This is a genomic window from Roseitranquillus sediminis (assembly GCF_016918935.1).
Taxonomy (GTDB): Bacteria; Pseudomonadota; Alphaproteobacteria; order Rhodobacterales; family Rhodobacteraceae; genus Roseitranquillus; species Roseitranquillus sediminis.
On record NZ_JAFFOB010000015.1, the window covers coordinates 230733 to 255699 of the forward strand.

The following is a 24967-nucleotide window of genomic DNA, read 5'->3' on the forward strand; positions in this document are numbered from 1 at the left end:
ACGCCGGGCCACACGACTCAAGTGCCGGTGATCCGATTGACCCTGCCGGGGGTGTTGCCTAGAGAGAACGCGCCTTCCGGACAGGAGCCGACATGGCCGCGCCGCGCTCGTTCCAGGACATCCTCATGGCGCTCCAGGCCTACTGGGGCCGGCAGGGCTGCGCCGTGCTGCAGCCCTACGACATGGAGGTCGGCGCCGGCACCTTCCACCCGGCCACCACGCTCCGCGCGCTCGGCCCGCGCCCCTGGGCCGCCGCCTACGTCCAGCCCTCGCGCCGGCCGACCGACGGACGCTACGGCGAGAACCCGAACCGTCTGCAGCACTACTACCAGTTCCAGGTCATCATCAAACCCTCGCCGCCCGACCTGCAGGAGCTCTATCTTGGCTCGCTCCGCGCCATCGGCATCGACATGGACCTCCACGACATCCGCTTCGTGGAGGACGACTGGGAGAGCCCGACGCTCGGCGCCTGGGGCCTCGGCTGGGAGGTCTGGTGCGACGGGATGGAGGTCAGCCAGTTCACCTACTTCCAGCAGGTCGGCGGCCACGACTGCCGTCCCGTCTCGGGCGAGCTCACCTACGGTCTCGAGCGCCTCGCGATGTACGTCCTCGGCATCGACCACGTCATGGACATGCCGTTCAACGACCCCGAGAGCCCCCGGCCGCTGACCTACGGCGACGTCTTCCGCGAGGCGGAGCGGCAATACAGCCGCTGGAACTTTGACCAGGCCGACACCGACCTCCTCTTCCGCCATTTCGAGGAGGCCGAGGCCGAATGCCGCCGCATCCTCGAGGCCCCGCGCGAGGACAAGGCGGGCCGCGAGATCGTGATGGCGCTCCCGGCCTACGACCAGACCATCAAGGCGTCGCACATCTTCAACCTTCTCGACGCCCGCGGCGTCATCTCGCCCACCGAGCGTCAGGCCTACATCGCCCGCGTCCGCGCGCTGGCAAAGGCCTGCGCCGACGCCTTCCTCGAGACCCCGCTGGGCGCCGCGGCGTGAGCTGGGGGCGCGTCCTCGCCGCCGGCATCGTCCTCGTGGGTCTCGTCGCCGGCGTGGCGATGTGGTGGCTGCAGACCCGCGCCTACTACTTCGACCTCGACGCCGAGCGCGCCGCCTTGACTGTCGTCCCGCGGGGTGCCGAGGCCGCGCGGCCGGTCCCGGTGACGGACTTCGAGGGGATCGACAGCGAGAGCTCGCCGATCCGCTTCCGCGCCTGCTTCCGGCTCGACCCGGTCGTCGTGAACGATGCCGAGCCGATTGCGGACCCGACGCCGCTCACCGCGCCCGGCTGGTTCGACTGCTACGACGCCGAGGCGATCGGCGCCGCGCTCGAGGCGGGCGAGGCGACCGCGATCCTGTCGCGCCGCAACGACCCCTACGGCATCGATCGCGTCATCGCCGTCCTCCCCGACGGCCGCGCCTTCGCATGGCGTCAGATCAACGAATGCGGCGACGCCGTCTTCGACGGCCAGCCCGCCCCCGAGGGCTGCCCGCCCGCCCCCGAGGACCAGTAATGCCCGACCTCCTGATCGAGCTCTTCTCCGAAGAGATTCCCGCGCGCATGCAGGCCCGCGCGGCGGACGACCTGCGCCGCCTGATGACCGACGGCCTCGTCGAGGCGGGGCTCACCTACCGCCACGCCACCGCGCACCACACCCCGCGCCGCCTCGCCCTCGCGGTCGAGGGCCTGACGCCCGAGAGCCCGACGCTCCGCGAGGAGCGCAAGGGCCCGCGCGAGGACGCGCCCGGTAAGGCGGTCGAGGGCTTCGCCCGCTCCGTCGGTCTGACGCCCGACCAGCTCGAGGTCCGCGACACCGGCAAGGGCCGCGCCTACTTCGCCGTCTACAACCGCCCCGGCCGCCCCGCCGCCGAGATCGTGGCCGAGGTGCTCGAGGCGACCGTCCGCAACTTCCCGTGGCCCAAGTCCATGCGCTGGGGGCAGGGGTCGCTCCGCTGGGTCCGCCCGCTGCACCGCATCCTCTGTATCCTGACAGATGAGGTGGGGGCCCAGGTGGTCCCGGTCGAGATCGACGGCATCCGCGCCGCCGACGTGACCGAAGGCCACCGCTTCATGGCCCCCGGCGAGATCACCGTCACCTCGTTCGACGACTACGCGGCCAAGCTGAAGCGCGCGAAGGTCGTCCTCTCTGCCGAGGAGCGGGCCGAGATAATCCGCCACGACGCCGAGCAGGCTGTCTTCGCCCAAGGGCTGGAACTCGTCGAGGACCGCGCGCTGATGGCCGAGGTGGCGGGCCTCGTCGAGTGGCCGGTGGTCCTCTTGGGCGAGATCGGCGAGCGGTTCCTCGACCTGCCGCCGGAGGTGCTGCAGACCTCCATGCGCGAGCACCAGAAGTTCTTCTCGGTCCGGAAGTCTTGCAAGAACTTGCAAGAAGGGGTCGAAAGTCATGCAAGTTCTTCAAAAAACGCGCCCATCACCCACTTCGTGACCGTCGCCAACCGCGAGACCGCCGACCACGGCGCGACCATCCTCGCCGGCAACCGCAAGGTCCTCGACGCCCGCCTTTCGGACGCGCTGTTCTTCTGGGAAAACGACCTCGCGGTGGCGCGCGAGGGCATGGAAGAATGGCGTAACGCTTTGAAAAACGTCACCTTCCACGCCAAGCTCGGCAGCCAGGCCGATCGCATCGACCGCATCGCCGCCCTCGCCCGCGAGATCGCCCCCGCCGTCGGCGCCGACCCCGACCAGGCCGAGCAGGCCGCGCGCGTCGCGAAACTCGACCTCGCCTCCGAAATGGTCTACGAATTCCCGGAACTTCAGGGGGTTATGGGCCGCTACTACGCCGAGGCCGCCGGCCTCCCCCCCGAAATCGCCGCCGCCGCCCCCGCCCACTACGCCCCCCTCGTCGGCCCCTCCGACGCAGTGTCCTCTGCGCCGGTGTCGGTGGCGGTCGCGCTTGCCGACAGGCTGGATACCTTGACGGGGTTTTGGGCCATCGACGAGAAGCCTACGGGGAGCAAAGACCCCTTTGCCCTGAGGCGCGCGGGGTTGGGGTTGATCCGGCTAGTAACCTTGAATCAGTTGAGATTGAGCGTCTGTGCGGCCTTTGATGCCTCCACAAGCGCTTTCGGCGAACAATATCGGCGCGAGCTTGATCGCACTTATCGGCAGGAAGCATATGACGTCTTCACCGGCTTTCGGAATCTTCAGGAGACGCTGGAACACTTCAAGGAAACAGATAGTCACTTCGGACTGATATCGGACAGCCTCCTTGATGAGGACCTTGAAGATCTAAAGTCGGTCGAAAGACTATTCGAGGACTTGGTGGATCGAGCTGTTTTTCGCCTTGTTAATGAACGGGTATCGAAACTCCGCAAGCTTGCCCCAGACGTGCTCTCCTTCCTCCACGACCGCCTCAAGGTCCACCTCCGCGACCAAGGCATACGCCACGACGTGATCGACGCCTGCCTCGCGATGCCCGGCAACGACGACCTGACGCTGCTCGTCAGGCGAGCCGAGGCGCTGGCAGCGGTGCTGAAGACCGACGATGGGGAAAATCTGGTGCAGGGCTTCCGCCGCGCCAACAATATCCTGACCCAGGCCGAGGCGCAGGACGGCGTCTCCTACGAGTTCGGCGCCGACCGCAAATTCGCCGAGACCGACGAGGAGCGCCGCCTCTTTGACGCCCTCGACGCCGCCGAGGCCGAGATCGCGCCGGCCATGCAGGCCGAGGACTTCGCCACTGCCATGGCCGCGATGGCCCGCCTCCGCGCCCCGATCGACGACTTCTTCGAGGCCGTGCAGGTCAATACCGACAACCAGATCGTCCGCCGCAACCGGCTCAACATGCTGAACCGCATCCGCGCCACCTGCCTCTCGGTCGCCGACCTCACCCGGCTGGAGGGCTAGGGCCCGGGCCGTCTGGCCCGCGGCGCGCCGAGGCGGGGGCAACGCTCCCTCCGAGGCGCGCCGGCCCTCGAGACGGTCAGCCTTGTCAGAAGCCGCTGCGCCTCTATGCTTCGCGCCGAGAGGATGCCGCAGTGCAGAAACCCGACCGCGTCGCACCGTTCGACCTGATCACGCCGGACGCGCCGATCCGGGTAGAGACGCACGGCGAGCGGGCCAAGTGCCTGCAGCGTCTCATCCGGCTCGACCTCCCGGTACCGGCGACGGTCGCGCTGCCGTTCAGCACGGTTCGCGCCGTCGCCGCGGGCCGGATGCCTGACCTCCGAGCCTTGCTGGACCTGATCGGTCCCGATCCCGTCGTTTCCGTCCGCCCGTCGTCCGAGAACCCCGACTGGGGCGGGCCGAGCGCGCTGCTCGACATCGGCATGTGCGATGCGAGACGCGACGCGATCGCCCGGCAGATCGGTCGCGAGGCGGCGGACCGGGTATATCTGCGGTGCATCCAGGGCTATTCGGAGCATGTCGCGCGTCTCGATCCCGCCGAGGCGGAGGCGGCGCCGACGGTCGAGGCGGCGCTCGAGGCCTACCTTGCCGAGACCGAAGAGCCATTCCCGCAGGACCCCGCGCGGCAGCTTGCAGCCGTGCTCCGCTCGATGGCGCGGGCATGGGAGGGCACGTCCGCCCGGCTGCTGCGGCAGGGCCGCGGCGCGCCGGCGGATGCCGGGCTGGGCCTGGTCGTGCAGCGGATGGCGCTCGGCGTTGGCCGCGGCGTGAGCGGCTCGGGCATGATCCAGTTCGTCGATGGCCGGAGCGGCCTGCCGCACGTCGGCGGTCGCTTCACCGACCGGAGCCTCGACCGCGATGTGCAGCGTGGCGTCGCGCCCATGGTACTGACGCGAGACGCGGGCGCGCCGTCGCTGGAAGCGGACGCGCCAGACGTTTTCGCCGCGCTCGAAGGCCACGGCGCGACGTGTCGCCATGCGCTGCGGGAAGAGATGCAGATCAAGTTCGCGCTCGAGGATGGCCGGATCAGTATCGTCGACGCGGTCCGGGTCCCGCGGTCGAGCCGCGGCGCCGTGAGGATGGCCGTGTCGCTTGCCGAGTCTGACGTGATCTCGCGCGAGGAGGCGGTCCTCAGGATCGCGCCCCGCGAGCTTTCCGAGCTGCTGCACCGCCAGGTCGACCCGGAGAGCACCCGCGACGTGGTCGCCCGCGGGATCGGCGCCAGCCCCGGCGCCGCGACGGGCCGCATCGTCTTCGGCTCGGCCGCGGCGCAGGCCAGTGCCGCACGGGGTGAGGCGTGCATACTTGTCCGCCGCGAAACCTCACCCGAGGACATTCGCGGCATGCACTCCGCCGTGGGCATCCTGACCGAGCGGGGCGGCATGACCAGCCACGCCGCGGTCATCGCCCGCGGACTGGGCCTGCCATGCGTCGTGGGCGCGGGCGGCATTCGCCTGCTGCCGCGCGAGCGGCGCCTTCAGGCCGACGACGGGCGCGTCCTCTCGGAAGGCGACGTCATCACGCTGGACGGAAGCCGGGGCGAGGCGCTGGCCGGCGAGGCGGCGCTGCTGGAGCCGGCGTTCGACGACGCCTTCCGCACCCTGATGGCCTGGGCCGACGAGGCGCGCGACATCGGCGTGCGCGCCAACGCCGACACGCCGGCCGAGGCCCGCATGGCGCAGACCTTCGCCGCCGAGGGGATCGGCCTCTGCCGTACAGAGCACATGTTCTTCGAGGAGGACCGCCTTACGGTGATGCGCGAGATGATCTTCGCCGACCGCGACGAGGATCGCGCCGCCGCGCTGGAGCGCCTGTTGCCGATGCAGCGCGCGGACTTCACCGAACTCTTCGAGATCATGGCGGGCCTTCCGGTCTGCATCCGCCTCTTCGACCCGCCGCTGCACGAGTTCCTGCCGACGACGCGCGAGGGGATCCGCGACCTCGCCGAGGCGCTGGGCCTGCCCATCCCGAAGGTCATGCGCCGCATAGACTCCTTGAGCGAATTCAACCCGATGCTGGGGATGCGCGGCGTCCGCCTCGGCATCACGGTCCCGCAGATCTACGACATGCAGGCGCGGGCGATCTTCGAGGCGACGGTGGAATCGGCGCGACGCGGCGACGCGGTCGTGCCCGAAATCATGGTGCCGCTGGTGAGCGCGCGGCGCGAGGTCGAGCTCGTCAAGGCGCGAGTGGACGCGGTGGCCGCCGCCGTCCGTACCGAAACCGGCGAGAGCTTCGACTATCGATTCGGGGCGATGGTCGAGACGCCGCGTGCGGCGCTGAGGGCGGAAGACATCGCGACCCACCTCGCGTTTCTCAGCTTCGGTACCAACGACCTCACGCAGATGACCTACGGCCTCAGCCGCGACGATGCCGGCCGCTTCATGGGCGTGTACGTGGCGCAGGGCGTCTTCCCCGAGGACCCGTTCCACCGCCTGGACGTGGAAGGTGTGGGCGAGATCCTGATGATCGGGGCCGAGCGTGGCCGCAGGGGAAATCCGGACGTCGTCCTTTCGGTCTGCGGCGAGCACGGCGGAGACCCGGAGAGCATCGCCTTCTGCCGCGCTGCCGGATTCGATTACGTGAGCTGTTCGCCCTTCCGCGTGCCGGTCGCGCGACTCGCGGCGGCGCACCTTGCACTGGCCGACAACGGAAAATCCGCCGATTAGCGGTTGGAGGATCGGCAGGTTTCCGCCGAATTCATACACCCTTCGGTGTAGCGGCACATCATCTGGTAGGCGCAGACAGCTCAGCCACAGGGTTGACCACGCGTCGGGTAGACGTCCGCGATAACCCTTCATTAATCGACCCCCGTCTGGCGGAGCTGCACCGCCGGAAAGAACTGGACTGGGGGAACAGTGATGGTTTGGGTGAACCGGGCGGCGTGCGCGCTGGCCCTGTCGATTGGGTTGTGGAGTGCTGCCGTGGCCGACGTGGTCCTTAGCACGTCGAATGCGAAGGACCCGGTGGCCGAGGCGCTCGAGACGGGACCGAGGGCGCGCGCGGCGCTGGATCCCAAATCCAGCCGGCGCCCGGCGCCGCGGCCGCATCGGCTGGTTCCCGACTATGATCGCGCGTACCTCGCTCAACTCCCGGCTGCCACTGGCGGGAAAGAGTGGCGCTGCCTGACCGAGGCGCTCTACTTCGAGGCGCGCGGCGAGGACGTCGCTGGCATCTTCGCGGTCGCCGAGGTGATCCTGAACCGCGTCGACAGCGTCCGCTTTCCCGACAGCGTTTGCGGCGTCGTCCAGCAGGGCACCGGCGAACGCTATCGCTGCCAGTTCTCTTACAATTGCGACGGACAGGCCGAGCGGATCGACGAGAAGCGTGCCTGGCGCAAGGTCGGCAAGGTGGCGCGGCTGATGCTGGATGGCGCCGCCCGGCGGCTGACCGGTGGCGCGACGCACTACCACACCGACTGGGTCAATCCGCGCTGGGCGAGCGCCTTCGCCCGGACCTCGACAATCGGCGACCATCACTTCTACCGGATGCCCGGCTGAGGCCGCGGCTTGTGCGGATAGGCGGACTGGCATAGCCATCGCCTCGTGCAACCGGCAGAGGGTCCGCCTCGATGAGCGAACACGGCGGTGCGGGAGCCGGCGGCGGGACTTCTGACCGGATATTCCTGGCCGATCACGTGGTGGAAGCGGAAATCGGCGCGTTCGAGCCGGAGCGTGGGCGGCTTCAGCGCCTGCGGTTCGGAGTTTGGGTCGACCTTCGGTCGCAGGACCCTGCTGGCGACGATGTGGATCGAATTGTCTCCTACGACACGCTGACGGACGCGATCGCACAGGAACTGGGAGCGGAGCGGCTGAACCTGCTCGAAACGCTGGCCGAGCGCATCGCCGCGCGCGTCCTTCGCGAGCCGCGGGCGGCGCAGTGCCGGGTCCGGATCGAGAAACTTGATCGTGGGCCGGGCGCCCTCGGCGTCGAGATCGAGCGCAGCGCGCCTGCGGTCGCGTCTCCGGCGCGGCCGGAGGCGCCGCGGCCGGTCGTCGTGCATCTTTCGGACGAGGCCGCCTCGTCGCCACGGCTTCCGGACTGGATCGCCGAGTTGCACGAGCGACCGCCAATCTTCTGCGTCGGTTTCGGCCCGCTGTCCGCGCCGAGGGTCGAGGACGAGGCGTCGCAGCGGCGGATCGACTTGCTGGCGATCGAGATCAACGCGCGGGCCGTCGCCGCACGCATCGGGCGCTGCACGGTGACATCGTCGCGCACCGAACTCGGCTGGGCACTACGCCATGAGCGACTGACGGTCTGGGCGCCCGCGAAGATGGTCCTCGACACGCCGAGCGCTCCTATCCGGGTACTGCCGACCGAACTGACGGCGTGGTTCGCGCGCGAAATGGACGCGGAACGTCTGCTTTACGTCGGGGAGGATCCGCCGCAGGGCGTGCGGGCGGAAGTTCGAGCCGTGACGGCGCCATCGTTACTCGCTTGATGATCGGAATCGCCCGCGGTTGAGGGGCGCGGCCGCACCGGGTAGGGCGATGGCGAATTGCGAGGAGCCTGTCGTGGCGAGCGAGGGTCTTTATTGGCGGCCGCTGGTGCAGAGCGGTCCCGCTCCCGAGGAGTCGGTCCCGGTCGCGGGCGGGCCGCTCTGGTTCGCGCTCGCCGAGCGCATCGAGCGTGGCGGTACACGCAAGATCGTCGCGGCGCACGCAGTTCCCGACGAGGTGCGGGAGCGGATCGCTGCGGAGCGTGCCGCTCTCGCCGCGCTCGACATGTCGCGCCCGAGGATCATGGGCATCCTCAACGCCACGCCGGACAGCTTTTCCGACGGAGGCCGCCTCGACCCGCACGATGCGGAGCGGGTCCGGCGGATGGCGGGCGAGGCCGACATTCTCGACATCGGCGGCGAGAGCACGCGACCAGGCTCGGTGGCGGTGCCCGCGGCCGAGGAGCTTCGACGTGTGATGCCGGTCGTCAGAAGCGCCACCGCCGCCGGCGCGGTCGTCTCCATAGACACCCGCAAGGCGGAGGTGGCGAAGGCGGCGCTCGAGGCGGGCGCGACGATCGTGAACGACGTCTCGGCACTGCTCTTCGATCCGGAGATGGCGGAGACGGCGGCGCGGCGTGGCGCGCCGGTCTGCCTGATGCACCATCAGGGCGACCCCGCGACGATGCAGGAGGCGCCGCGGTACGACGACGTGCTGCTCGACGTCTTCGACTGGCTGGGCGCTCGCGTCGCGGAGGCCGAGGCGGCGGGCATTCCTCGCGCGCGCATTGTGGTCGACCCCGGCATCGGCTTCGGCAAGACGGTGGATCACAACCTCGCGCTGGTGCGGGGCATCTCGATGCTGCACGGCCTGGGGTGCCCGATCCTGCTGGGAGCATCGCGCAAGGGGTTCGTCGGCCGCATCGGGCAGGAGCCGCAGGCGGACCGGCGGATGCCGGGGACGCTGGCCGTGTCGCTGGCCGGGCTGGCGCAGGGCGTGCAGATCGTTCGGGTGCATGATACGGGAGCCATGCGGCAGGCGCTGCGCCTGTGGCTGGCGGTGAGAGGCGAGGGCGAATGACGCGCAAGCTGTTCGGGACGGACGGGATCCGGGGCAGGGCGAACACCCATCCAATGACGGCAGAGGTGGTTCTCCGACTCGGGGCCGCGGCCGGGCGATTCTTTCACCAGGGCGGCGAGCGGCGGCACAGTGTCGTGATCGGCAAGGACACGCGCCTGTCGGGCTACATGCTGGAGAACGCGCTGACGGCCGGCCTGACCTCCACGGGCATGAACGTGCTGCTGCTCGGCCCGGTGCCGACGCCGGGGGTCGGATTGCTGACGCACTCGATGCGGGCAGACCTCGGGATCATGATCTCCGCCAGTCATAATCCGCACCACGACAATGGCATCAAGCTTTTTGGGCCGGACGGTTACAAGCTGAGCGATGACAAGGAGGCCGCGATCGAGCGGCTCATGGACGGTCCGGTGGAGCCGGTGGCGCCGGACCGGATCGGCCGCGCAAAGCGGATCGACGACGGGCTCGGCCGCTACGTGGAGTACGCCAAGACGACGTTCCCGGCACGCGGCAAGCTGAGCGGCCTGCGTGTGGTCGTGGATTGCGCCAATGGCGCGGCCTACAAGGCGGCGCCGCAGGTCCTGTGGGAGTTGGGTGCCGAGGTCGTGCCGGTTGGGGTGACTCCAGACGGCTACAACATCAATGACAAATGCGGCTCGACCGACGTGGCGCTCGCGGCGCGCACGATCCGCGAGACGCGGGCGGACCTCGGCATCTGTCTCGACGGCGACGCGGACCGGGTGATGATCCTGGACGAGGCGGGGCGGGTGGCCGACGGCGACCAGATCATGGCCTTGCTCGCGGCGCGCTGGGCGGAGGAGGGGCGCCTCGCCGGCGGCACTCTCGTGGCGACGGTGATGTCGAACCTCGGTCTAGAGCGATTTCTCGGCGGCCGCGGGCTCAACCTCCACCGGACCAAGGTCGGCGACCGCTACGTGGTCGAGGCGATGCGGGAAGGCGGCTGGAATCTGGGCGGCGAGCAGTCGGGGCATATCGTGATGACCGATTACGCCACCACCGGAGACGGGCTGATCGCCGGCCTGCAGTTCCTGGCAGAGATGGTAAGGACTGGCCGCCGCGCCAGCGAACTCACCCATCAGTTCGAGCGGGTGCCGCAGCTCCTGAAGAACGTGCGCTACGCCGGGAGCCGCGACCCTCTGGCGGGCGAGGCGGTGAAGAAGGTCATCGCCGATGCCGAGGCGCGGCTCGACGGTACCGGGCGGCTGGTGATCCGCCGATCAGGCACCGAGCCGCTCATCCGGGTGATGGCCGAGGCCGAAGACGAGGCACTGTTGGCGCAAGTCATCGACGGCATCGTGGCCGAGGTGCGCGCCGCGGCCGGTTGACGCGGCTGAGGTAAGCGGCGCCTTGTCCCTTGGCGATAATGCGCGGCTGGGGCTGTCGCTGCGCGATCAGGCGCGCCGTTGGGAACGTTTGGTGGTGAGGCCCTACCGACGTACCCGCGACCCCTCGAGAGGTCTTGGGCTAGGCGCCCTGATGCGGCAGCCTGCGTGTCGTCATGTCCGGAAGTCAGGCGCGCTGGCTAACGCGCGCCTGAAGGTCCACGCAATCCTCGCGGCAACAGCCTCATTGGGTGGTGGTGATCTCGTTTTCTGCGCCGTCAGTCGGTTCACCGATCGCTTCGCCAATGTCGGCGCCGGCAGCAGTGTCCCTGACAGGACCACCGGTCATATTCTCGCACGCGGCGAGAAAGGGGACAGAAGCGAGGACGAGGAATATCCAGCGAGGCATAACGGCTCCTTTATATTGCCACAGATCAAATCACCTGCAGCGATTCCGTTCCATTTCAAGAAAAAGCTGCGGCAAGTGCGATCTCGACCATGTCACCGAAGCTCTTTTCGCGGTCGTGTGACGGTAGTGCCTCACCCTCAAGCAAATGATCGCTGACCGTCAGGACGGCCAGCGCCCGGACCTTGTGCCGGAGCGCGACAGTGTAGAGCTCGGCAGCCTCCATCTCCACCCCAAGGACACCGTGCCGGACGAGCTGCTCATTGTGGTCCGGCCGCTCGTCGTAGAAGACGTCGGACGAATAGATGCCGCCGACATGGGTGGTCACACCCTTCTGCCGCGCCGCCTCCCACGCAGCGTGGAGCAGGCTCCAGTCGGCGGGCGGTGCGAAGTTCAGGTCGCGGAAGATGCCGCGCGACGGGGTCGAGATGGTCGAGGCGGTCATCGCGAGGATAACGTCGCGAAGCGCCACGCCCTCCTGCATGGCGCCGCACGAGCCGATCCGGATCAGAGTCCGCGCGCCGTAGTCCCGGATCAGCTCGTTGACGTAGATCGAGAGCGAGGGCATGCCCATGCCGCTGCCCTGGATTGTCACGCGGTGGCCGCGCCAGGTCCCGGTGAAGCCGAGCATTCCCCGCACCTCGTTCACAAGCTCCGCCCCTTCCAGGAAGGTCTCGGCGGCCCAGCGAGCGCGGTAGGGGTCCCCCGGCATCAGCACGGTCTCGGCGATCTGCCCCGGCTCGGCCCCGATATGGATGGTCATCTGCGCGCACCTCCCTTGCGCGGACCCCGGCGATCCGCTGGTGCCGGACTCAGAGCGCCTGAGGCGCCGGAGGTCAATCGGCGCGGAAGCTGACGATCTCGGTGAACCCGCCCCACATCATGCGTTTCCCGTCGAACGGCATCTCGGGGCCCGCCTGCATCTCCGGGTCGGCCATCATCGCCTTCCAGGCCGCGTCCCGCGTCTCCTTGTCGGGCCAGATGATCCAAGCGAAGACGACCGTCTCGTCCTCCTTCTTCTTCGTCGCCATCGGAAAGGACGTCACCTCGCCGTCGGGGACGTCGTCGCCCCAGTTCTCCTGCATCGCGATCGCGCCGTGCTTCCGGAAATGCTGCACCGCATCCTGCGCCATCCTGATGTAGTCGTCCCGCCGGGCATTCGGGACCGCAAGAAGGAAACCGTCGACATAGGCCATGGTCTGATCCTCCGCTCGGATCGGCAGATCATAGCAGATGACGCGCTCTGCGATGAGCCGGATTCGCCGACGGAACGAGGGCGCTACTCGGCTGCGGCGACGCGGTCTTCGGTGAGGTTGACGATGTCGGCCATGATCCGGTTGAGTTCGAAATCCTTGGGCGTGTAGACCCGTGCCACGCCGAAGGCGCGCAGCTTCTCGGCGTCGGTCTGGGGGATGATGCCGCCGACGACCACGGGGACGTGACCGAGGCCTGCCTCGCGAAGGCGCTCCATCGTCTCCTCGACGAGCGGCAGGTGGCTGCCCGAAAGGATGGAGAGGCCGAGGACATGCGCGCCGCGTCCGGCGGCCTCGACGATGTCCGCGGGCGTCATGCGGATGCCGGCATAGTCGATCTCCATGCCGCAGTCGCGGGCGCGGGCTGCGATCTGCTCGGCGCCGTTGGAGTGGCCGTCGAGGCCGGGCTTGCCGACCAGCAGACGCAGGCGGCGGCCGAGCCGGGTACTGGCCGCGTCGACGGCGCGGCGGATCTCGTCGAGGCCCTCGGTGCGGTTCGAGGGGCTGGCGGAAATGCCTGTCGGAGCGCGGTACTCTCCGAACGCCTCGCGTACGGCGGCGCCCCATTCGCCGGTCGTGGCGCCGGCGCGCGCCGCCGCGATCGAAGGTGGCATGATGTTGGCGCCGTTGACCGCCGCGCAGCGCAGGTCGCGGAGGGTTGCCTGCACCGCGCACTCGTTCCGCTCAATGCGCCACGAGGAGAGCCGCGCGATCTGGTCGGCCTCCGTCGCCGGGTCCACCCTCATTATCGCGTCCGGCCCGGTGGTGAGCGGACTGGGTTCGCCTTGAGACCAGCGGTTGACGCCGACCACGACGGTCTCGCCGGACTCTATCCGGGCAATACGCTCTGCGTTGGAGTCCACGAGGCGGCTCTTCATGTGCTCGATCGCCCACATGGCGCCGCCCATCGCATCGATGCTCGAGAGCTCCGCCCGCGCGCCCTCCTTCAGCGCCTCGACCTTCGCGGCGACGGCGGGGTTGCCGTCGAAAAGATCGCCATACTCCAGCAGGTCGGACTCGTAGGCGAGGATCTGCTGCATGCGGAGCGACCATTGCTGGTCCCACGGGCGCGGCAGGCCCAGCGCCTCGTTCCAGGCGGGAAGCTGAATGGCGCGGGCGCGAGCGGTCTTTGACAGCGTTACCGCCAGCATCTCGATGAGGATGCGGGGGACGTTGTTCTCGGGCTGCTGCTCGGTCAGGCCCAGCGAGTTTACCTGCACGCCGTAGCGGAAGCGGCGGAGCTTCGGGTCCTCGACTCCGTAGCGGTCGCGGCAGATCTCGTCCCAGAGCTCGGTGAAGGCGCGCATCTTGCACATCTCGGTGACGAAGCGGATGCCCGCGTTCACGAAGAACGAGATGCGGCCGACCATCTGCGGGAAGTCCGCGGGGGCGACCTTGGTGCGCAGGTCGTCGAGCACCGCGGTGGCGGTGGCCAGGGCGTAGGCCAGCTCCTGCTCGGGCGTCGCGCCGGCCTCCTGCAGGTGGTAGGAGCAGACATTCATCGGGTTCCACTTCGGCATGTGCTCCCGCGTCCAGGCGGCGACGTCGGTGATCATGCGGAGTGATGGTTCCGGCGGGCAGATGTAGGTGCCGCGGGAGAGGTACTCCTTGACGATGTCGTTCTGGACGGTGCCCTGCAGCCGTGAGACGTCGGCGCCCTGTTCCTCGGCCACGGCGACGTAGAGCGCGAGGAGCCACGGCGCGGTGGCATTGATCGTCATGGAGGTGTTCATCCGCTCGAGGGGGATGTCGCGGAAGAGGGTCCGCATGTCGCCCAGGTGCGAGATCGGGACGCCGACCTTGCCGACCTCGCCGCGCGCAAGCTCATGGTCGCTGTCGTAGCCGGTCTGCGTGGGCAGGTCGAAGGCGACGGAGAGGCCCGTCTGCCCCTTCTCGAGGTTGCTGCGGTAGAGCGAGTTCGATGCTGCGGCCGTCGAATGACCCGCATAGGTGCGGAAGAGCCAGGGGTGGTCACGATCAGTCATTCACCGGCCTCGCAAGAATACTGCGCTGGATTCGTGATAGTATGATTATTATTGCGCGTCCAGTTGCTGCGTCAGCATCGCCCAGAGGCGCATTCACAACCTGCAGAAGGCCTGCACGAAACAAAATGTCTGTAGGTGCGCTTCAGAAGTTGCATAATGTCTCTAGCGCCCCTAATCAGGCGAAGACAACGCCGCAGCGCGGCATGACGAGGAGGCTCCGATGGCGCTCGACAGCGAACCCGCACCACTGGCTTACGACGCTCCGCAGAGGGATCTCTACGCGCTGGGAGAGATGCCGCCGATGGGCCACGTGCCAGAGCGGATGCACGCTTGGGCGATCCGGCGCGAGCGGCAGGGCGAGCCTGACCAGGCGTTCCAGCTCGAAATTGTGGACGTGCCAAAGCCCGACAGCCACGAGGTCCTGGTGCTCGTGATGGCAGCGGGCGTGAACTACAACGGGATCTGGGCCGGGCTCGGCGTCCCGATCAGCATGTTCGACGTGCACAAGGCACCCTATCACATTGCCGGATCGGACGCGTCGGGCATCGTCTGGGCGGTGGGTGAAAAGGTGCGGCGCTGGAAGGTCGGCGACGAGGTCGTCATCCACTGCAATCAGGACGACGGCGACGACGAGGAGTGCAACGGCGGCGACCCCATGTTCAGCCCCAGCCAGCGGATCTGGGGCTACGAGACGCCGGGCGGCTCCTTCGCCCAATTCACCTGCGTGCAGGCGCAGCAGCTCATGCGGCGGCCAAGGCACCTGACATGGGAGGAGAGCGCTTGCTACACGCTGACGCTTGCCACGGCCTACCGGATGCTCTTCGGGCACAAGCCGCACGAGCTGAAGCCGGGGCAGAACGTGCTCGTCTGGGGCGCGTCGGGCGGGCTCGGCAGCTATGCCATCCAGCTTATCAACGCCGCGGGGGGGAATGCGATCGGGGTGATTTCGGGCGAGGACAAGCGGGACTTCGTCATGGGTCTCGGCGCGAAGGGCGTCATCAACCGCAAGGAGTTCAACTGCTGGGGCCAGATGCCGACGGTAAACACGCCTGAGTACAAGGACTGGTTCGGCGACGTCCGCAAGTTCGGGAAGGCGATTTGGGACATCACCGGGAAGGGCGTCAACGTCGACCTGGTCTTCGAGCATCCCGGCGAAGCGACGTTCCCGGTCAGCGTCTTCGTCTGCAAGAAGGGCGGGATGGTCGTGATCTGCGCCGGGACCACCGGCTACAACCTGACGCTGGACGCGCGCTACCTGTGGATGCACCAGAAGCGGGTGCAGGGCAGCCACTTCGCCAACCTCAAGCAGGCCAGCGCGGCGAACCAGCTGATGGTGGAGCGGCGGCTCGACCCGTGCATGTCGGAGGTGTTCCCGTGGGAGGAGATCCCGCAGGCGCACGTCAAGATGCGCTGCAACGAGCACAAGCCGGGCAACATGGCCGTGCTGGTGCAGGCGCCGCGGCCAGGCCTGAGGACGCTGGCCGACGTGCTCGACGCAGGACCGACGCGCTGACACGCTGAGATCCAAGCCAGCGGAGCGGGCGTGAGTCCAGCCGCGGTCCGACGGCTCCCCATATCCGGGGAATAGCGGCCGAACCGTCGATTACCTATTCTCCCCAATGCAAAGTTGCATCGAACCCTTCGTTCACTATCATGGGGAGAACTCGGCATGGAACACGACTGGATCCTCGATGTCTTGGCCGATCTGCGCAAGTACGCGAACCGGAACGACCTCTCCGCTCTCGCTGAGCAACTGCAGGAAACCGCGCTCCTGGCGACGGTCGAGATCGCGTCGCGGGAGAGCGACGGCGACGGATCGCTGAGCGACGATGCGACCCGATTTAGAAATCACGCTCGATCGACTTGCGCAGGCTACCACGCTTGAAGAGCTGCAGTCGGAGACGCTCCGGCTCCGCGACGAGAGCGGGATTGCGAACGTCGTCTACCACTGGACGAACCTGAAGGGTGAGCAGTTCGGCGCCGGCACCTATGCGCCGGAATGGGCCGTCCACTACATCAACCAGAACTATATCCGCGTTGATCCGGTTGTGTCGGGCTGCTTCAACCGCTTTCACCCAGTGGAATGGAAGCAGCTCGACTGGAGCGGCAAGGCGGCGCGAGCCTTCCTGGGCGAGGCGGTAGAGGCGGGCGTCGGGCGACAGGGCCTTTCGGTGCCTCTGCGCGGCCCGAATGGGCAATTTGCGCTCTTTACCGTCACGGACGAGTGCGCGGACTCTGCGTGGCGGGCCTATGCCGACGAGCGTACGCGCGACCTCATCCTGATCGCGCACTTCTTCAATCAGAAGGCGCTCGAGATCCGTAGGGGCACGGACTACGCGGAGGTCATGCGCCTCTCGCCGCGCGAGATCGATGCGCTGACCATGCTTGCCATCGGCTACAGCCGTGCGCAGGCGGCAGAACGGCTCAGCATCTCTGAGCACACGCTGCGCGTCTATATCGAGAGCGCGCGCAGCAAGCTCGGTGCCGCCAACACCACGCACGCGGTGGCCAAGGCGCTGACGCTCGGCCTGATCCTGCTCTGAGCTAACACTTCCTTTACCACGGGGCGCGCGGTCCATTCGACCGTCGTGAACCCGTCCCGCGTCCTACTGGGGTCGAACCAGTCAGACACGGGACGGGAGAAACCAGATGATCCGCTACCTCTATGCAGAGCAGCTCGACGCCTTTCCCCGGCTGCGCGACACAATGTTCCGTCACCGCGCGGAGCAGTTCCACAAGCGCTTGGGTTGGGAAGTCAGCGTCGACGCCGAGGGCTTCGAGCGCGACGGCTATGACGACATGAACCCACTCTACGTCATCTGGGAGATGGCCGACGGCACCCACGGCGGCTCGATGCGCTTCCTCCCGACGACCGGAGACACGATGGTCAGCGACCACTTCCTCCACCTGACCGACGGCGTGCGGATCGAGAGCCCGCTGATCTGGGAGTGCACGCGCTTCTGTCTTTCGCCCGACGCCCCGGCCAAGGTGTCCGCCGCGTTGATGGCGGCGGGTGGGGAGCTGATGCGCGCCTTTCACCTGACGCACTTCGTCGGTGTCTTCGACCGGCGCATGATCCGAATCTATCGCATGATCGGCTCCTCTCCCGAGGTGCTGGGCTCGGCCGGCGAGGGAAGCGAGAAGATCAGCGTCGGCCTCTGGCAGTACGACGAAAATGTCCGCCGCGCCATCTTGGCGCGTGCCGGCATCTCGCTCGAGCAGTCCCAGCAGTGGTTCGCCCGCTCCTTCGATGTCGTTGCTCCGCACGAGGAGCGACTGAGCCTCGTTGCCTGAGAGCGCGGGGCAGGTCTGGCGCGCGGGGACGGCGATCTGTAGTCTCCGCCAATGGCCCCGGACCTGCAGTTCTCCGACGATCAGGCTGAGGCCTACGACGCCCTCGCGGAGGTTCTGCGCGGCGCAGGGGTGGACCTCGATCGGGAGCACGTAACGTCGCGGGTCGACGGGCGCGACAGCGTCCGCGCCGTTATCGGCAAGGCGGGGTCGGGCAAGACCCTGCTGCTCGCGCGGCTGGCCGAGGCGTTGACCAGCGCGGGCGTCGAGACGGTTTCGGGTGACTACGAGAGCAGACGGCGGAAGGACCGTCGGACGCTCGCCATCCTGGCGCCCACCAATAAGGCCGCCAGCGTGCTCAGGATGCGCGGCGTGGCAGCCACGACGATTCACCGCATCCTCTACACGCCGGTCTACGACCCGGAGTACGAGAAGATCGCCGAGTGGCTGGCGGGGAACGGCTCTCGCCCGGCTGTCGAGGGCCTGTCGGATGCGGCGCTCGACCGGGCCCACGCGTTCTTCCAGCAGCAGAAGTCGATTCCGGGGGCGCTCGCCGCCGCCGGGCTGAGGGGGTCGGACTTCATCAAGGGCTGGAAACGCCGCGAGGATCCGCTCGACATCGGCTTCGTCGACGAGGCGTCGATGCTCGATGCGCGGCAGCTTGAGGATCTGCGCGAAATCTTCCCCACGCTGGTGCTCTTTGGCGATCCGGCGCAGCTGGCGCCGGTCAATCAATCGGGACGCATGGTCTTCGACACACTTGCCGCGGAGGAGAAGCTGGAGCTGCGGCGCATCCACCGCCAGGCGGAGGACAACCCGATCCTCGACCTCGCGCATGCGCTCTCGGACGAGGCGCTGACATTCGAGGTGTTCGAGGATCTGGTCCGCGAGGCGGCGGGCCGGGACGAGCGCGTGGCGGTCGAGGGGCGGGTGGACGCGGGCTTGATGGCGCGCTCGCCAGTGCTCGTCTGGCGCAACGCGACGCGCATCCGTCTGATCCAGGCCTTCCGCACTGCGCACGGCGCGCCGCCCGACGCGCTCCTCCCCGGCGAGCCACTGGTCTGCGACGGGATCGAGCTGCCGCTCAAGCACCGCAAGAAGCGCATCGACCTTGAGGCACGGGGTCTGATCAAGGGCGCGCAGGTCATCTATCTCGGCCCCGGCTCGCGCGCCGGTTTCAGCCGCCTGCACGTCGTCGGCGCGGAGCAGCCGCAAGTGAGTGCCGCCAGCATCGTCAAGATCGAGCTGCCGGGCGAGGAGGAGCCCTTCATCCCCTTCGCCGCGACCATGGGCGCCGCATTCCTGCATGGGGCGGCGGTAACGATCCACAAGGCGCAGGGGTCGCAGTGGGACGAGGTGCAGGTGTTCGCGCCCGATCTCTGGGCTGCCGCTCGCGCGGGGCGTGCCGAGGCCGGCGTGCCGCTCTGGAAGCGGCTGGCGTATGTCGCCATCACACGGGCGCAGCACCGCCTGCGCTGGGTCGTCCGCAACCGCCTCGCCCTGCCGCAGCAGCCGCTCGGCATCGAGGACCTGCAGGCGCCGCCGGCTCCGCTCGAGATGCAGTCCGCCTGACGCACGGCGCGTTGCCGAACCGGCGGCTGCCCGCTACGCTCCGCCACGAGGAGGAACGAGCCATGCGCTTCGCGATCTTGATGACGATGATGCTTGTCGGAGCGCCCCTGTCCGCCGAGCCCGTGATGATCCGACCGGACCTGCCATCGGTGACGGTGGAGACGCCGGGCGGTCCGGTCGAGATCCGGCGCAACGAGGACAACGATGCGGTGGTGGACATGGAGTGGGCGCAGACCTCGCGCCCCTGTCCTCCGTTCTGCATCCAGCCCATCAGCCCGGCCGAGGGCGTGACGACCATCGGCGAACTGGAGCTGCTCGACGCCCTGCAGGACCCGGACGTCATCGTGACCGACAGCCGGACCTACGACTGGTACCGCACCGGCACCATTCCGGGCGCGGTCCATCTGCCCTATGGCCAGGTCGTCGACCGTCTCGACGAGTTGGGCTGCGTGCCCGACTTCGAAGGTTGGGACTGCAGCGAGGCCAGACGCGTCGCGCTCTTCTGCAACGGTCTCTGGTGCGGGCAGTCGCCCACGGCGATCCGCAGCATGATCGCGGCGGGCTACCCGGCGGAGCGCATACTCTACTATCGAGGCGGGATGCAGGCGTGGCGTCTGCTCGGCCTGACCGTGATCGAACCTGGAGAAAGCTGATGGAGGCGTTCCTCGATACGCTCGGCGCGATCAGCCTGATCGTTCTGGTGCTGGTCGGACTGCTCGCGGGCTGGATTGCGGCGAGCATCGCCGGCCGACACCGCGCGCGATACATGATCTTGGGCGTCGTGGGTGCGCTGGCCCTGCCATTCATCCTGGCGGCACTCGGGATCGGCCTGATCGCGGCAGGCGGGCTTCTGGTCCTGCTGATCGTGGCGGCGATCGGTGCGGCGATCGTGCTGGCGATCGCCAAGGCCATATTCGACTGATCGCGTGGCTGTCGTCGCGCCACTGACCGAAGAGGAACTCGCGCCCGAGCTGCGGGAGGCGGTGCAGTTCTTCAAGGGCCCGCTGGGCGTCATTCCGAACAGCGTGCGGACCATGGCGCACCGGCCGGAGATTGCGCGTGCCTTCACCGACCTGAACAAGGCGGTAATGGCCGACTACGGCGAGGTCACGCCGGAGCTAAAGCGCCTGATCGGCTACGTCTCGTCACATGCGTCAGGCTGCCTCTATTGCCAGGCGCACATGATCCTCGCCTCCGAGAGATTCGGCGCTTCCGACGAGAGGCTAGCGGCGGTATGGGACTTTGAGACGTCGCCGGCCTACACGGAGCGCGAGAAGGCGGCACTCGCCTTCGCGCGGGCGGCCACGGCGGTGCCCAACACCGTGGACGATGCCGTGTCGGCCCGTCTGAGGGCGCACTGGCCGGATGTCGCCATCGTCGAGATCATGGCGGTCGTATCGCTCTTCGGCTACCTCAACCGCTGGAACGACAGCATGGGCAGCGCTCTGGAGGACCTGCCCCGGAGCAAAGGCGAGGAGCGGTTACAACTCTCTGGGTGGACGGCGGGAAAGCACGCCTGAGAGGCCTCAGTCTGGTCGCGCCGGTCTGAAAGTGGCTCCGCCCGCGGGCGAAGCCACATGTCCGTCAGCGACGGCAAGGAGCGCGGTAGTACGTCCCGTCCCCGCGCGAATAGGCGCACTGGTTCGTGGCGGTGTTGCGCGCGACGACTGTCCCGGCAGCGGCACCGCCGAGCGCGGCAATGATGCGCCAGTCGTCGTCGGCCTCGAGCTGATCGGCGGCGATCAGTCCCGTGGCGGCACCTCCCAAGGCGCCTACTGCCAGGCGCTCATCCGGCGTCAGCTCTGCACAGCCTCCCAGCGCCAGGACACCTGCGGCGACAAGACCGGTCATTATAGATCGCATGAAGAACCTCCGTCGTTTCCGCAGCCTAACGCCCGAAGCGCCGGAAAGTGCCCGCCAAGGTCCAATCGGGCCAGTATCGGCAGAGCTAATTCGCCGCATCCACAGGTGTCGAGGTCAAAGGCGACAGTTTGGTTGGAGCTGCCGCGTGAAGCGCTCCTTCTCGACTGTGCGGACCTCGCCGGCATCGTGGCGTGGAAGGAGCATGTTCTAGGGCGCCCACGATGGGACGCTGAACGGTGGCGTGGTCAGCCGCTCCGCCGGATCGGGTGCGATTTAGTGTCCGGGGCACTTCGAGCTCTACGGGGCATGCAGGGCAGGTGGTGACGTCTGTCCCGAACTCCCGACTTCGAATACCTTCCGCAGAACGGTCTTCGACCTGCTCCTCAGCTCCTCCGGAAGTCCGCGCCGACTGAGGAGGACGAGCGGGCGGCGCAGTTCGGGTTGCACGATCCGCCGAGCGACGAGCCCCGGCTCCATTACGTCCGGCGAGATCGTGTATTCCCCGAACACGGTGGTTCCCAGCCCGGCGCGAACCATCCGCTTGCGCGGCTCGAAACCGTCAACCTCCATGCTGACGCGAAGTGGCAGGCTCTTCTCTCGGGCCGCGTTCTCGAGGAAGACCCGCAGCGGATTGCCTGTGGCCGGCAGGATGAGGTTGGACGAAGCGACCTCGGCGAAAGTCATGGGTGCGTCGCCCTGATCTGCAAGCGTGATGCAATAGAGACCCTCCCAAGCGAGGATGTCATCCTGGGGAGTTCCGGTGTCGTCCAGCTGAACGGCGATATCCGCCTGTTCCTTCTCGATGAGTTCCCGGGCGAAGCTGCTGCGCGCATCGATGAGGTGCAGCGAATGATTCGGGAACGCGGTGCGGAAATCGCGGAACAGGACCGGTGACAGGACCGCGGCAAGAGAGGGGATGATCGTCAGTCGGATCGAATCGCCGCCCAGATCCTCGCGAACACAGCGAAGAATGTCGCCTTCGGCCTCGCGGATGCGGTCAATGATCTGAACGGCATGTCCGATCAAGATCAGGCCCAGCGGCGTCGGCTCCATGCCGCTGACCTTCCGCTCGAAGAGAGTGCCGCCGATCATCCGCTCCAGCTCCTTGAGATGGTAGCTCAGCGCCGGCTGCGCGATGTTCAGGCTGCGGCCGGCGGCCGTCAGCGTGCCCGTCTCGGCGATGGCGACGAGGTATCTGAGCCGGCGGATATCGAGGAAGTCCCTGACCACTCCACATTATAAAGCGGCTTTATGGCTGCATCAAGCTTATGTAGTAGGTCCGCACCCGCAGCTCCGTATGTTGGCACCGTGAGGAGGAACCTTCGCCGAACCAGGCAAGGATTTCACGACTGAGGAGGTAATCTTGGATCGAATAATGAACTCCACGGCCTTCGCCGTGGCCGCCGCCGTATTGTCGTTCGCGGCGCCCGCCTGGTCACAAGGGGACACATCGCTGACGATCGCGCTGCCGGCGGAGCCCGCGGACATCGACGGCTGCAACACGACGGTGACGGGCATCGGCGTCATCGTGAAGGAGAACATCGTCGAGACGCTGACCACGCTCGACCCCGACGACAGCACCGTCCAGCCGCGCCTGGCGACCGCCTGGGAAGATCTGGGCGATGGGACCTGGCGGGTCTCACTGCGGGAAAACGTCACGTTCCACGACGGCGCGCCGTTCAACGCCGAGGCGGTGGCCTTCGCCATCGACCGGCTGACGAGCGACGCGATCGCGTGCCGCGACCGGACCAAGATCGCAAACGTGGAGCTGACCACCACCGTCGTGGACGAGCACACCATCGACATTCATGCCGAGCCGGCGCAGATCCTGATGCCTACGCTGCTGAGCTTCATCGGCGCCGTTTCTCCGAACACTCCGGCCGACGAGATCAGCCGCGCTCCCGTCGGGACCGGCCCGTTCAGGTTCGAGAGCTGGGATTCCGAAGGCATTGCGGTGACCCGGAACGCGGACTACTGGGGCGAAGAGCCTGCCGCGACGGATGCGCTTTATGTCTTCCGGCCGGAGTCGGCGCTGCGCGCGGCGATGGTAGAGCTCGGCGAGGCCGACATTGCCCATGATATCGCCCCGCAGGACGCCACAACAGAAATGGACCACGCGTTCCTGAACGGTGAGACCACGCGCCTGCGAATGGTCATGGAGCCGCCGCTCGACGACCTGCGGGTCCGCAAGGCGTTCAACCTGGCGTTCGACCGCAACGCGCTGATCGGGTCGATCCTGAGCGACCGGGCGGAGCTTGCGACACAGTTCATCCTGCCGAAGATTGATGGCCACAACCCGGACCTGGAGCCGTGGCCCTACGATCCGGAGCAGGCGAAGGCCCTGCTCGAAGAGGCGAGGGCCGACGGCGTTCCCGTCGACAAGGAGTTGCGTCTGGTGGGGCGCATCGGCTTCTTCCCAAATCAGGAAGAGATGCTGCAGGTGATGCAGCAGATGTGGTCGCAGGTCGGGCTGAACGTGAGGCTCGAGATGATGGAGTCGGCCGAATGGTTGAAGCTCGTCAACAAGCCCTATCCCGAAGACCGAGAGGCCATGCTGATCCAGGAACAGCATGACAACAACAACGGCGACGCCTCCTTCACGATGCGCTTCCGCTTCCACAGCGACGGGCGGCAGTCGGAGTTCAGCATCCCCGAGGTCGACAAGCTGATCGAGGATGCCGAGGCCGCGACGGGCGAGGAGCGCACCCGACTGTTCCAGGAGGCCAACCGCGTCATCTCGGAAGAGATCGTCCCGTCGGTCTACATGTACCACATGATCAGCTACATGCGGGTCAGCCCGGAGATCAGCTACGAGCCGAACAGCCTCAGCCTGATCCAGCTCGAACTGGCGGACGTCACCTTCGATTGACCGTCCACAAGACCCGGCCGTCAAGTAGGGCGGCCGGGCTCGTCCACGCGGGCCGGGGGGGGCAAGTTCACATGACTTACTATCTGACCAAACGCACCCTCTGGAGTGCGGTGTCGCTGTTCGGGCTGGTCGTCTTCGTCTTCTTCATGGCGCGGCTGACCGGGTCGCCGGTCGACCTCTATCTGCCCATCGACGCGCCGGAGTCGCTCCGCGAGGACTTCGAACGCATCCACGGGTTCGATCTGCCGCTGTGGCAGCAGTTCGTGGACTTCCTGGGCGGCCTGCTCACCTTCGACTTCGGACAGTCGCTGCGTCAGGGCGTGCCGGCGCTTGAACTGGTGCTGCGAGCGATGCCGACGACGCTGCTGCTGGCGCTCTACTCGATCGGGCTTGCGCTGATCGTGGCCATCGTCACTGGTGCGTTGGCCGCGTGGCGGCCGAACTCGATCTTCGATCGGATCGCCACGCTCCTGTCGCTCCTCGGCGCGAGCCTACCGAACTTCTGGGTCGCCATCGTCGGAGTGCTGATCTTTGCGGTGACACTTCGCTGGGTGCCCACGTCGGGAACCGGCTCGGTCGCGCAGTGGATCCTGCCCGTCTTCGTGCTGGCGATCCGCCCGGCCGGACTTCTGGTGCAGGTGGCGCGGAGCTCGATGATCAGCGCCCTCTCCTCGGCCTACGTCAAGACGGCGCAGGCCAAGGGCGCCGCCCCGGCCCGCATCATCTTCATTCATGCCCTGCGCAACGCAATGCTGCCGGTCATCACCGTCGCGGGCGACCAGGCAGCAGGGATCATCAACGGCGCGGTGATCGTCGAGACCATCTTCGGTTTTCCCGGCGTCGGGAAATTGCTGATCGACTCGATCATGTTCCGCGACTTCGCCGTGGTTCAGGCCGGCGTCATGGTGACCGCGGTGGCGATCTTCATCCTCAATTTCACGATCGACATCGTCTATGCGGTGCTCGATCCCCGGACGAGGGGACACTAGCATGAAC

Annotated in this window: 24 protein-coding genes; 18 read left to right on the forward strand and 6 right to left on the reverse strand. The window is 67.6% G+C overall.

The window, feature by feature from the left end:
- The first annotated feature begins 92 nt into the window (after positions 1–92).
- From JM664_RS09200 to glmM, 8 genes are all read left to right on the forward strand, one after another.
- Positions 93–1004 carry a glycine--tRNA ligase subunit alpha gene (locus JM664_RS09200; RefSeq protein WP_227419610.1) on the forward strand — a complete coding sequence of 304 codons (912 nt, stop codon included), beginning with the start codon at positions 93–95 and terminating at the stop codon, positions 1002–1004.
- Complete coding sequence (locus JM664_RS09205; RefSeq protein WP_227419611.1) at positions 1001–1519, forward strand: DUF6446 family protein; 519 nt, start codon at positions 1001–1003, stop codon at positions 1517–1519. The genes JM664_RS09200 and JM664_RS09205 overlap by 4 nt, the downstream gene beginning before the upstream one ends.
- Positions 1519–3873 carry a glycine--tRNA ligase subunit beta gene (gene glyS / locus JM664_RS09210; RefSeq protein WP_227419612.1) on the forward strand — a complete coding sequence of 785 codons (2355 nt, stop codon included), beginning with the start codon at positions 1519–1521 and terminating at the stop codon, positions 3871–3873. Before JM664_RS09205 ends, glyS begins: the two co-directional genes overlap by 1 nt.
- 131 nt (positions 3874–4004) lie before the next feature.
- The gene (locus tag JM664_RS09215) at positions 4005–6542 is read left to right on the forward strand and encodes a putative PEP-binding protein (RefSeq protein WP_227419613.1); all 2538 of its coding nucleotides are present in this window, start codon (positions 4005–4007) and stop codon (positions 6540–6542) included.
- 255 nt (positions 6543–6797) lie between these two features.
- The gene (locus tag JM664_RS09220; protein WP_227419614.1) at positions 6798–7373 is read left to right on the forward strand and encodes a cell wall hydrolase; all 576 of its coding nucleotides are present in this window, start codon (positions 6798–6800) and stop codon (positions 7371–7373) included.
- Between the two features lie 71 nt (positions 7374–7444).
- Positions 7445–8314 carry a dihydroneopterin aldolase gene (locus JM664_RS09225; protein ID WP_227419615.1) on the forward strand — a complete coding sequence of 290 codons (870 nt, stop codon included), beginning with the start codon at positions 7445–7447 and terminating at the stop codon, positions 8312–8314.
- Between the two features lie 73 nt (positions 8315–8387).
- Positions 8388–9392, forward strand: a complete 1005-nt coding sequence (folP, locus tag JM664_RS09230; protein ID WP_227419616.1) for a dihydropteroate synthase — start codon at positions 8388–8390, stop codon at positions 9390–9392.
- Positions 9389–10735: a phosphoglucosamine mutase gene (glmM, locus tag JM664_RS09235; protein ID WP_227419617.1), complete on the forward strand. Its 1347-nt coding sequence runs from the start codon at positions 9389–9391 to the stop codon at positions 10733–10735. The genes folP and glmM overlap by 4 nt, the downstream gene beginning before the upstream one ends.
- Positions 10736–10976: 241 nt before the next feature.
- Here glmM and JM664_RS09240 read toward each other — a convergent pair whose 3' ends face one another.
- From JM664_RS09240 to JM664_RS09255, 4 genes are all read right to left on the reverse strand, one after another.
- Positions 10977–11141 carry a hypothetical protein gene (locus JM664_RS09240; RefSeq protein ID WP_227419618.1) on the reverse strand — a complete coding sequence of 55 codons (165 nt, stop codon included), beginning with the start codon at positions 11139–11141 and terminating at the stop codon, positions 10977–10979.
- A gap of 55 nt (positions 11142–11196) precedes the next feature.
- The gene (gene deoD, locus JM664_RS09245) at positions 11197–11901 is read right to left on the reverse strand and encodes a purine-nucleoside phosphorylase (protein ID WP_227419619.1); all 705 of its coding nucleotides are present in this window, start codon (positions 11899–11901) and stop codon (positions 11197–11199) included.
- Between the two features lie 73 nt (positions 11902–11974).
- Complete coding sequence (locus JM664_RS09250; RefSeq protein WP_227419620.1) at positions 11975–12334, reverse strand: DUF1428 domain-containing protein; 360 nt, start codon at positions 12332–12334, stop codon at positions 11975–11977.
- 83 nt (positions 12335–12417) lie between these two features.
- Positions 12418–14376 carry a protein meaA gene (locus JM664_RS09255; protein ID WP_227419621.1) on the reverse strand — a complete coding sequence of 653 codons (1959 nt, stop codon included), beginning with the start codon at positions 14374–14376 and terminating at the stop codon, positions 12418–12420.
- 220 nt (positions 14377–14596) lie between these two features.
- Between JM664_RS09255 and ccrA the strand changes: the two genes are divergently transcribed.
- The 8 genes from ccrA to JM664_RS09295 all read left to right on the forward strand — a co-directional run bounded on the left by ccrA (position 14597) and on the right by JM664_RS09295 (position 20759).
- On the forward strand, positions 14597–15889 hold the full coding sequence (ccrA, locus tag JM664_RS09260; RefSeq protein WP_227419622.1) for a crotonyl-CoA carboxylase/reductase: 1293 nt from the start codon (positions 14597–14599) through the stop codon (positions 15887–15889).
- A 156-nt stretch (positions 15890–16045) separates the two neighbouring features.
- The gene (locus tag JM664_RS09265; protein ID WP_227419623.1) at positions 16046–16261 is read left to right on the forward strand and encodes a hypothetical protein; all 216 of its coding nucleotides are present in this window, start codon (positions 16046–16048) and stop codon (positions 16259–16261) included.
- On the forward strand, positions 16206–16919 hold the full coding sequence (locus JM664_RS09270) for a helix-turn-helix transcriptional regulator (RefSeq protein ID WP_227419624.1): 714 nt from the start codon (positions 16206–16208) through the stop codon (positions 16917–16919). Before JM664_RS09265 ends, JM664_RS09270 begins: the two co-directional genes overlap by 56 nt.
- Before the next feature lie 106 nt (positions 16920–17025).
- Positions 17026–17670, forward strand: coding sequence for an acyl-homoserine-lactone synthase (locus JM664_RS09275; RefSeq protein ID WP_227419625.1), 645 nt, complete (start codon positions 17026–17028; stop codon positions 17668–17670).
- A gap of 51 nt (positions 17671–17721) precedes the next feature.
- A complete protein-coding gene (locus tag JM664_RS09280) occupies positions 17722–19239 on the forward strand; it encodes an ATP-dependent DNA helicase (protein WP_227419626.1) in 1518 nt (505 codons plus the stop codon).
- A gap of 62 nt (positions 19240–19301) precedes the next feature.
- Complete coding sequence (locus tag JM664_RS09285) at positions 19302–19892, forward strand: rhodanese-like domain-containing protein (RefSeq protein WP_227419627.1); 591 nt, start codon at positions 19302–19304, stop codon at positions 19890–19892.
- Positions 19892–20161 carry a GlsB/YeaQ/YmgE family stress response membrane protein gene (locus tag JM664_RS09290; RefSeq protein WP_227419628.1) on the forward strand — a complete coding sequence of 90 codons (270 nt, stop codon included), beginning with the start codon at positions 19892–19894 and terminating at the stop codon, positions 20159–20161. Before JM664_RS09285 ends, JM664_RS09290 begins: the two co-directional genes overlap by 1 nt.
- A gap of 4 nt (positions 20162–20165) precedes the next feature.
- Entirely contained in the window at positions 20166–20759 is a 594-nt protein-coding gene (locus tag JM664_RS09295; protein ID WP_227419629.1) for a carboxymuconolactone decarboxylase family protein, read from the forward strand.
- 64 nt (positions 20760–20823) lie between these two features.
- Here JM664_RS09295 and JM664_RS09300 read toward each other — a convergent pair whose 3' ends face one another.
- Both JM664_RS09300 and JM664_RS09305 read right to left on the reverse strand, forming a co-directional pair.
- A complete protein-coding gene (locus JM664_RS09300; RefSeq protein ID WP_227419630.1) occupies positions 20824–21102 on the reverse strand; it encodes a glycine zipper 2TM domain-containing protein in 279 nt (92 codons plus the stop codon).
- A gap of 297 nt (positions 21103–21399) precedes the next feature.
- Positions 21400–22332: a LysR family transcriptional regulator gene (locus JM664_RS09305; RefSeq protein WP_227419631.1), complete on the reverse strand. Its 933-nt coding sequence runs from the start codon at positions 22330–22332 to the stop codon at positions 21400–21402.
- 133 nt (positions 22333–22465) lie between these two features.
- Here JM664_RS09305 and JM664_RS09310 point away from each other — a divergent pair, with 133 nt between their 5' ends.
- Together JM664_RS09310 and JM664_RS09315 are read left to right on the forward strand one after the other, a co-directional pair.
- Positions 22466–23971: an ABC transporter substrate-binding protein gene (locus JM664_RS09310; protein WP_227419632.1), complete on the forward strand. Its 1506-nt coding sequence runs from the start codon at positions 22466–22468 to the stop codon at positions 23969–23971.
- Between the two features lie 71 nt (positions 23972–24042).
- A complete protein-coding gene (locus JM664_RS09315; protein WP_227419633.1) occupies positions 24043–24960 on the forward strand; it encodes an ABC transporter permease in 918 nt (305 codons plus the stop codon).
- The last annotated feature ends 7 nt before the right edge of the window (positions 24961–24967 follow it).

What these genes read in the sequence shown, in the direction of transcription:
- JM664_RS09255 (WP_227419621.1), bottom strand. Translation starts at nt 14,376, where the DNA reads ATGACTGATCGTGACCACCCCTGGCTCTTCCGCACCTATGCGGGTCAT.
- JM664_RS09225 (WP_227419615.1), top strand. Translation starts at nt 7,445, where the DNA reads ATGAGCGAACACGGCGGTGCGGGAGCCGGCGGCGGGACTTCTGACCGG.
- JM664_RS09290 (WP_227419628.1), top strand. Translation starts at nt 19,892, where the DNA reads ATGGAGGCGTTCCTCGATACGCTCGGCGCGATCAGCCTGATCGTTCTG.
- ccrA (WP_227419622.1), top strand. Translation starts at nt 14,597, where the DNA reads ATGGCGCTCGACAGCGAACCCGCACCACTGGCTTACGACGCTCCGCAG.
- JM664_RS09265 (WP_227419623.1), top strand. Translation starts at nt 16,046, where the DNA reads ATGGAACACGACTGGATCCTCGATGTCTTGGCCGATCTGCGCAAGTAC.
- JM664_RS09240 (WP_227419618.1), bottom strand. Translation starts at nt 11,141, where the DNA reads ATGCCTCGCTGGATATTCCTCGTCCTCGCTTCTGTCCCCTTTCTCGCC.
- JM664_RS09275 (WP_227419625.1), top strand. Translation starts at nt 17,026, where the DNA reads ATGATCCGCTACCTCTATGCAGAGCAGCTCGACGCCTTTCCCCGGCTG.
- JM664_RS09315 (WP_227419633.1), top strand. Translation starts at nt 24,043, where the DNA reads ATGACTTACTATCTGACCAAACGCACCCTCTGGAGTGCGGTGTCGCTG.
- JM664_RS09285 (WP_227419627.1), top strand. Translation starts at nt 19,302, where the DNA reads ATGCGCTTCGCGATCTTGATGACGATGATGCTTGTCGGAGCGCCCCTG.
- glmM (WP_227419617.1), top strand. Translation starts at nt 9,389, where the DNA reads ATGACGCGCAAGCTGTTCGGGACGGACGGGATCCGGGGCAGGGCGAAC.
- JM664_RS09300 (WP_227419630.1), bottom strand. Translation starts at nt 21,102, where the DNA reads ATGCGATCTATAATGACCGGTCTTGTCGCCGCAGGTGTCCTGGCGCTG.
- JM664_RS09270 (WP_227419624.1), top strand. Translation starts at nt 16,206, where the DNA reads ATGCGACCCGATTTAGAAATCACGCTCGATCGACTTGCGCAGGCTACC.
- JM664_RS09250 (WP_227419620.1), bottom strand. Translation starts at nt 12,334, where the DNA reads ATGGCCTATGTCGACGGTTTCCTTCTTGCGGTCCCGAATGCCCGGCGG.
- glyS (WP_227419612.1), top strand. Translation starts at nt 1,519, where the DNA reads ATGCCCGACCTCCTGATCGAGCTCTTCTCCGAAGAGATTCCCGCGCGC.
- JM664_RS09280 (WP_227419626.1), top strand. Translation starts at nt 17,722, where the DNA reads ATGGCCCCGGACCTGCAGTTCTCCGACGATCAGGCTGAGGCCTACGAC.
- JM664_RS09200 (WP_227419610.1), top strand. Translation starts at nt 93, where the DNA reads ATGGCCGCGCCGCGCTCGTTCCAGGACATCCTCATGGCGCTCCAGGCC.
- deoD (WP_227419619.1), bottom strand. Translation starts at nt 11,901, where the DNA reads ATGACCATCCATATCGGGGCCGAGCCGGGGCAGATCGCCGAGACCGTG.